The 6,189-nt window shown below is 52.1% G+C and carries 3 protein-coding genes and 1 pseudogene; all 4 read left to right on the forward strand.

Annotated elements, in window-relative coordinates:
• Positions 1 to 681: 681 nt before the first annotated feature.
• The gene (locus AC0QH1_RS29535; protein WP_324635026.1) at positions 682 to 1,062 is read left to right on the forward strand and encodes a hypothetical protein; all 381 of its coding nucleotides are present in this window, start codon (positions 682 to 684) and stop codon (positions 1,060 to 1,062) included.
• 201 nt (positions 1,063 to 1,263) lie between these two features.
• A complete protein-coding gene (locus AC0QH1_RS29540) occupies positions 1,264 to 1,527 on the forward strand; it encodes a hypothetical protein (RefSeq protein WP_324635027.1) in 264 nt (87 codons plus the stop codon).
• 514 nt (positions 1,528 to 2,041) lie between these two features.
• Positions 2,042 to 3,976, forward strand: a complete 1,935-nt coding sequence (locus tag AC0QH1_RS29545) for a cation:proton antiporter (RefSeq protein WP_324635028.1) — start codon at positions 2,042 to 2,044, stop codon at positions 3,974 to 3,976.
• A 382-nt stretch (positions 3,977 to 4,358) separates the two neighbouring features.
• A pseudogene (locus tag AC0QH1_RS29550) lies at positions 4,359 to 6,189 on the forward strand (hypothetical protein); the annotation flags it as partial.

Here is a 6,189-nt window from a genome sequence, read left to right on the forward strand (position 1 = left end):
CGCTTATCGGGATAGTTTTTCCATCCCTGGGGTTGGACTAGGGATAAACAACTATTGCGCTTATCGGGATAGTTTTTTCCCGCCGATCGCGTGGTGGTGGTGAAATAGAGCAGGTCTCTTTCTTGATGCGATCCGCAGCCAAATAGTCCCAACCGCGCTTGCACCTCCGAAGTAAAAAATTCGTTACCTCACCTATATGAGAACTGCTATATTTTTCCTATTCCACTTATAAAAAACAGGGATGTTGGCGATAATTTAATTGCAAAAACTAAGGGATTTTATCCGGGGTTTAATCAAAAGAATGCCACAAAAATATTTTAGGCGGAAAAAATAAATTTACATAGACTCGGTAAAGTTGGTTATTAAAATAATTTTAAACAAAGATTTGAAAGGATTAAAACTCACAAAAATTGTGTGATAAAGGGTTTAATTTGAGGAATAGGAGCCAATACAGGAAATAGATAAGCGCAGACAAGATTTGCAATCGAGCAAAAATAGCGGGGAAAAACCGGGTGGCGAGGCGAATTTTTAGAAGAGAGGGAATAGGTGAAGCAGTGGGAGTAATTTCAGCGGTATTTAGAAGGGGAACCTGGGGAATTTTATATTGAGAGGAATGGCGGCACAGCGATTTCCAATATTGATTTAATCAGTCACGAAATTTATTTTAGCAAGCAGGATGTAATGGCGCAGACCGAGCCAACGATTTTCCTGTGTTCGCAAGCGGAATATCCGGAGTCGAGCGAAGTGTTGCGCGAGGCTATCGAGAGCGTACTAGAAGAAATCAATCGCCGATCGCGGTTTTCTTTGCGGTTAGAGAGTGCGGTGCGATCGCTGCGAAGAACCGATGCGGTGGAGCGGCGAGAAAATGTGAAAACCCGGCAAAAGTTTGCTGGCGATCGCGGAGATCGCGGCGATCGCCAGGGTAGAAGGGGATCCACCGCAACTGATTTCCAGTCTGCAAGTCTGCGTAGAAGTAGGATATGCCCTACAGAGCAAGCGCCGGAACTATTGCTCGCCGCCCAGGAAAGGCGGGAGACGAGGGGGGGGGGTGTATGGCTTTGATTTGCCCCGGTATCAACAGGTGCAGTTTAAGAACGAGACTGAATTGCGTCAGATTTTGCCCTTGGTCTTTGAGACCCCATTCCAGGGATTTAATATTTTGATGACAGGGAAAGGAGATTAAAGGTGCGCGAAAAAACAACGAATCATTTGCCCCAGAGCGGATCATAATAATCTCGGTGCTTTCAAGATAAATTTAGCCATATGCCGAGAACTCCAGACTATATTGGCGTTTACCTCCTTTTGGAAGGGGGTCACAGAGAACAGGTACGTTTTCCGAGTATTCAAGATTTCCAGAAGTGGTATCAAGGAGTCTTAGTCCCCAACTCCGAGGGGAAAGAGTTCATCAACGTACCGATCAAAACCTCTCAAGGAGAGTACATGGTGGTAAGACCCGTGAGCATCCTGGGCATTCGGGTCGAACCGATCTTTCTTTCGAGCGTCGATCGCTCCTTTGCTGAAGAGTAAAGCGATTTGCTGAGAGGGGGGGGGGAGTGGGTCTTTCAAAGGGAGGATGAGATCTGGGTAAAAAAGTTCGTTCCCATTTGAGCGATCGATTGCACGAATCAACTGATGCTGTGGCTACCCCAGGTGCTTTATCCTCCCCAGACTCCCCCATTCAAGCCGATGGCGCGTTTATCTTCCCCCGTGTGGTATGATAGTCTGCAAAACAGCCTAATGAGTAAGATGGGGTATTTCCTTGTCGATATCCGGAAGTGAACAAACCGAGTAGAAAAATTCCACAAACCAGAAGCGATCGGGGAGTGCGGCTCCGATCGCCATTCTCATGGATCGTTTGAATTCAACCTAAATTCATAATTTTACCAAACGTTGTACCTTGGCTATAAGGCGTCTCGCTCCAACACTAATAGCGCGATCGCCCGCTTGTTTATTCGCCCATTCAAAGAGAACCAAGCCAATCGCCACCGGAGAATGAGGCGTTTAAACCTGAAGCTCGATGACCGCTCGCTTTATCACGCCTATGGATATGCCTTTTGACATTACCCTGCTGATGGTGCTGACCGTAATCGCAGGCATCAGCGCGCAAGTGCTGGCCGACTACCTAAAAATTCCAGGGATTGTATTTTTGCTGCTGTTTGGCATCCTGTTAGGGCCAGATGGGTTCGGATTGCTGCATCCCCACCTGTTGGGCGATGGTCTAGAAGTCATCGTCAGCCTATCAGTGGCATTAATTTTGTTCGAAGGAGGACTCAATCTCGAACTGCGAGACCTGGACAAAGTGTCCGGTAGCTTGCGGAACCTCGTGACCATCGGAACCCTCATAACCCTGATTGGCGGCGGCATTGCTGCACATATGTACAGTGAATTCCCCTGGCCGATCGCGTTTTTGTACGCCTCCTTAGTGGTCGTCACCGGACCGACAGTGATCGGACCATTGCTCAAACAAGTTCAGGTGGAGCGCCCCGTAGCTGCCTTGCTGGAAGGAGAAGGGGTCTTAATCGACCCGGTAGGAGCCATTTTGGCGGTGTTAGTCTTAGACGTGATTTTGAATGGGGATGCCGATCCCCTGAGACTGATCGCCGGACTGACCATTCGCCTGGGAATTGGCAGCGCGATCGGGGCATTAGGCGGCTGGTTGCTAGGCTACTGCTTGAAAAAAGCCCATTTTCTCTCCGAAGACCTGAAAAACCTAGTAGTGTTAGCCGGACTTTGGGGACTGTTTGGCTTAGCCCAAGATATCCGAGGAGAATCCGGACTGATGGCCACGGTAGTTGCCGGCATCGTTCTGCGGGCCTCCTCCTTGCCCGAAGAACGCCTTTTGCGACGGTTTAAAGGCCAGTTAACCATTCTCGCCGTTTCCGTGCTGTTTATCCTCCTGGCGGCGGATTTGTCCCTTGCCAGTGTGGTTGCCCTGGGATGGGGCAGTGTGGTGACGGTGTTGGCACTGATGTTCTTGGTGCGCCCGATTAACGTGTGGCTTTGCACCTGGAATAGCAAACTCAACTGGCGACAAAAACTATTTGTAAGCTGGATCGGCCCGAAAGGAATCGTTTCGGCGTCCGTGGCTTCCTTATTTTCGATTTTGCTGACCGATCGCGGTATCAATGGGGGGGACTCCATCAAAGCCTTGGTTTTCCTGACCATTATTGTTACCGTGGTCATGCAAGGGTTAAGCGCTCGCATCGTGGCGAGAGTGCTCGGCGTGATGTCCACCAAAGCCACCGGGGCGATTATCGTCGGATCCAACCCCATGAGTCGATTGATTGCCCGCTTGTTGAAAGAACGCGGCGAGTCCGTGGTGCTGCTCGATACCAATCCCGAAGCTTGTCAGGAAGCCGCACAGGAAGATTTGCGGGTATTCTTAAGCTCAGCCCTGGATACCGAAGTCCTAGAAGTTGCCGGACTCGATTCAATGGGCACCTTTCTCGCCATGACCAGCAATGGAGAAGTGAATCTGGTGTTGGCACAGCGCGCGGTGGAAGAATTTGGCCCGCCTAGGGTGTTGGCGTTATTTCCTCGCGACCCTGTGGTGGAGAAGTCTGGCAATCAGACGAAAAAGACTAAAATTCAGCATGCCTTTGTGCCTACCGTGCAGCTTAAAAACTGGAATCAGTACATCAATGACGGTCAGGTGAAATTGGGGGAAACCGTCCTGAAAGAACCGGGTTTTGCCTTTCAGCAGGCGCATTTGCAAGCCTTGATGAGGTCTGGAGAACTGGTGCCGTTAGCCATCGAACGGGGGAATCAGTTTCTCGTGGTGTCCGCCTCGGATACTTGGCAACCGGGCGATCGCATTATTTACCTGCTGCACGACCCCAAACCAAAATTGCTCAAACGCCTCTCCGGTGCGAGTCAGTCTCGCCTTACCCTGGAAAAACTGCCCACGGTGGAGGAAGTCCCTTTGTCTTCCCCGGCGTTAGACAAGGCGTTTGATAAAGTCTCGGCAGACTTATAACGATGTGGCCTCGCACCACTCAAGAGAGCGCCGCCACCCTTTCTCCCCTAGGCGGCGCGATCGCGACTCACCGCGCCGGGTGAATTGCCAAACCCGAACTCCCCATATCGATGGCAATCCGGAACCTGACTTCCCCCTGAGCCGATAGTTGACTCCTGTCACCAGGACTCGCTGTAAAATTATCCTAAAAAAACGGGGATAACCCCAAACCGCTGCCGAATCAATTCCTCAGCAATCAGAGGGCGATTCCATCGAGGCGCGATCGCGCCGCCGGAGCGAGGGCAAACAATACCCGGGGTGGAACCCCTGCAAATCTCGCCAATCTTAAAGCTAAGATAAAGCGGGAGGCGTTTTTACTGCTTCCCCTCCAGCGCAGCTTGCTATGAGTGACCCAAGCGTACCAGCCATGTCCTATTCCTTGCCGAAAAAAAACTTACTCCACACCTTATCTCAGCCCACTGTGGTGGCCATTTTGGCCTCAGTGGGTCTGCACGGCGTTGTGGGGATAAGTTGGGATCGCTTACCCATGACCTCTAACCAAGCGAATCCCTGGACAACTGTAGATTTGGTTGAGTTAACGCCGGAAGAACTCAGCCGCTTGCCCAATGTTTCGGGCACACCGGGAAACCTGCCTGGAGATCCGACACAACCCAATTCTTCGTCCACTTCTTTGGCGTTAGGCGCGCTTCCCGAATTGCCGCCCACGCCGCCTACCCCCGAACCCGGGGAAGAGGAACCCTTTGAACCCCTCACCCTGCCGAATACCTCCTCGCTTTACCAGATGCCTCTGGATATCCCTCCGCCGCCGGATTTGGGGGAAATCAACCCGCCTTTGCCCTCGTTAGAAGAGTATCCCTCGCCCACGCCTTATTTTGGGCAACCCTCGGCGTCGGTGGAACTGCCAGAACCGGAACCCCAGCAAAGGGAACCGCAAATGCAGCAAGAATTTCAAATTGAGGGCAGCCCCGGGCAGGAACAGGCGTTTATCCCCCAAGAAGTGCCGCCCCCCCCGCAAGAACTGCCGCCACCCCCACCGCCTCAACCTTGGCCTCAGGGGACGACAAACTCGCGATCGCCGCAGCAGTCTTCTCTCCCGCCACAGGGCATGAACCAACGGGTGGATTCCTCGGATTTCCTCCTGGATGTCCGCCCGAATACCCCGAACTCCCCGCAACAACCTTTCACTGGCTTTAACGCTGGGGAAACGTTACCCCGTGGACTCCCGCCAGGATTTCGCCCGGATGCGTTTGAAGAGCCAAGAACGGCGACATCTCCCCCACCTCAAGGGAGTGCGTCGGATTTGAACAATCCAGCGCAAAACAGCAATTTGGGGGACTCGGATTCTGCGCCAACCCCCTCGGATTCTGCGCCGTCTCAGTCTGCTTCTACAACAACGGAAAATAATGCAGATTCGGGTCGGATGACCGATATGTTCGAGCATAATCGTCAACTGCGCGAAGAATATCGTCAACAACAGGAAGAACGGCAAATCGCGGCTGCGCCTCTGTCCCCGGGAACCTCGCCAGAGTCGAATCCGCCCTCGTCCAATGACCCGGAGGGGCAAACCCAAGGGATGAGTCCCGACGATCCGCTGTTGGCCCGCTTGCGCCAACTGCGCGAAGAATATCGACAACAAAATCGCCAACAAGAGTTCAATGCCACTGATGATGTGCAAATGGCGATGACGGAAGGGGCGATCGCCTATACCACTTGGGTGAGCAATCTCAAGCAGCAATACCCCGAACTCGAAACTAAATCACCGAGAACGGTGAGGAATTCTTATCCCCCCGAAGCTTGCGATCGCAAACTGCAAGGTCGCGGTACCTTTGGCGTGTTTGTGGATTCTCAAGGCCAGATTATCGATGGCCCGCGACGCTTGCTCAGTACGGGAGAAGATATCCTCGATACATTTGCCCGCAACTGGATTATCGAGCAAGGAGCCTTTCCCGCTACCAGTAAGCCGACGGTTTATCAATACTCTTTCGAGTTTTCCTACAATGAGCAAAATTGCACGAATGCATCTTCTCAACCGTCAGATGCAAGCCCTTCCCCGGGCACTCCGCTCCAACCTTTAGATGCTACACCCAGAGACGATAGTCCATTAGAATTACCCGATGTGGAATCGCAACCCACCACTGAGGAACCGTTGGATGGGACACCGCCCAGGGATGAGCAATTAGAATTACCCGATGTGGAGTCGCAACCCAGTGATG

It is taken from the genome of Phormidium sp. CCY1219 (assembly GCF_055795085.1).

Bases quoted from the DNA above. Each gene is read 5' to 3' on its own strand.
- AC0QH1_RS29545 (WP_324635028.1), top strand. From the start codon at position 2,042: ATGGATATGCCTTTTGACATTACCCTGCTGATGGTGCTGACCGTAATC.
- AC0QH1_RS29535 (WP_324635026.1), top strand. From the start codon at position 682: ATGGCGCAGACCGAGCCAACGATTTTCCTGTGTTCGCAAGCGGAATAT.
- AC0QH1_RS29540 (WP_324635027.1), top strand. From the start codon at position 1,264: ATGCCGAGAACTCCAGACTATATTGGCGTTTACCTCCTTTTGGAAGGG.